Origin of the sequence: Nocardia pseudovaccinii NBRC 100343, from assembly GCF_001613225.1 — a bacterium.
Classification (GTDB): domain Bacteria; phylum Actinomycetota; class Actinomycetes; order Mycobacteriales; family Mycobacteriaceae; genus Nocardia; species Nocardia pseudovaccinii.
Genome location: NZ_BDBY01000312.1, coordinates 1 through 1,716, shown reverse-complemented (window position 1 = coordinate 1,716; position 1,716 = coordinate 1). Strand labels below are relative to the sequence as shown.

The window sequence follows — 1,716 nt, the reverse complement described above, 5'->3', positions numbered from 1 at the left end:
CTGCCTGCTCGATGCGGCGCTGCTGTTCGTCGAGTGCGGCGTCCAGTTCGGCGTTGCTGCTGTCGGCGTGGACGATCGCCTCGGCGCGTTCGGCGGCGTACTTGCGGTCGAGCTCGTCGGCGGCGTCGAGCTCGTCGGCCTGGCGTTGGGGATCGTCTGACTCGGCGAGAACCTGCGACCAGCGATGTTTCGGCTCAACTATTTCCACCGCGACGGCATCGGCAGCTTTCTGCACAGGGTCCTGGAGCTTGTCGTGCTCCTCGAGTTCCTTCTCCAGCGCGGCGATCCGGTTGGTGGCCTTGCGGCGAACGAGGACCTGCCACTTGTCGGCCTCATGAAGGCGCCGCCGCGCTGCCTGCAGCGCAACTCCGATCCGGTACCGCTCCTGCCTCAGCTCAACGAGTTCGTCGTCGAGCATTTGCACGCAGCGAATCGCGGCGGCTTGCCCGGCTCGGCGCTGCTGGGCCTTTTGGGCCTCGGCGGCAGCCTGGCCGGTTTTATCGCCGACCAATGCGGGGTCGGTGTGGTCGATCATCACCTGGTTGCGCAGCTGCTCGACACGTCCCGCCAACTCGATGTCCGACATCCGCCGCAGCTGGTTACCACGCAGCTCGTCGAGCACCGCACCGAACGCGCTGGTCTCATCGTCGCTGTGCTCGTCTAGCACCGGCGCTAGACGCCACCGCAGCGCCGCGGCAGGCTGATCGACCGGCAACACCCGCTCGTCGACAGCGGTCCGCACCGCCGCCGGCACATCCACACCGGACCCCGCCGCCCGCGACAACTCCGCGGCGAGCACAGGCCAATAAGGGTCAGTAGTGATCTTCGGATCTGCCTGTTCGATCAGTGGTTTCCAGCGACGCACGTCGTGGGCCTGGTCGCCGAGCACAGCGCCCGCGCGCCGGTCGAGATCCACCTGCACACCGCGTGCGGTGACCTCCCGCACCACCGGACCGGTGCGTCGGCGGTCGTTGTCAGCGATCCCACGCGCGGCCCGCCACACCGCGAGCTCCCCGAGCAACCGCGCGTCGATGCCGACCAACGGCTTCGCCCACATCGGCGCCGTCTTTTCCGTCCAGGCTCGCGCCTGCTCGGTGACCTCCGCAGCCAAGGCCCGCACCTGGCCCTCGCGCGCCTGCAACGCTGTCGCGTACGTCGGGTCGTCGAGCAGCGCGGCGGGCACGGTCGGCAGCCACGGCAGCGGCCCACGCCCGACCCGATCGCCGATGCGCCAGTCCAGCACCGCCGCCCGATCGTGCGCGGTATCGAGCTCCCGCGCGGCCACCGCGTCGGTCAGGACCGCCACCGGATCATCACCTTGAGCAGCCCGCAGTGAAAGGCGTTGGCGCAGTGTGGGATAAGCGGGTTCGTCGATGAGACCGGGAACCAGGCGCTCGGCGGCCGCGTCGATGTCCGCGCGCGTCCGCGCGCCGAAAAGATGGTCGGCGACCACGGCGATCGAGTCGGCGTAGGCACCGGCCGCGTGCCGCAACTGGCTGCGCGGATCCCGAGCTTCCCGTTCCGCCGTGGTCGACGAGACCTGGCCGCCCTGACGATTCAGCACCTCGGTCAAGACATCGAGGTAGGTCGGCGGCCGCGCCGCATCGATCGTGTAGGCCGCAGGCCCAGCCGGATCCAACCCGGTCTCGACGTAGACGTGGTTCGCCGATCGGCCCCGCGTGATCATCACGTACACCTGGCCGCGATGCGCGCGCC

At 69.5% G+C, this 1,716-nt stretch carries 1 pseudogene; it reads right to left on the bottom strand.

Annotated features, from left to right (window positions below):
• Positions 1 to 1,687, bottom strand: a pseudogene (locus NP3_RS36270) (hypothetical protein); the annotation flags it as partial.
• Positions 1,688 to 1,716: the final 29 nt, after the last annotated feature.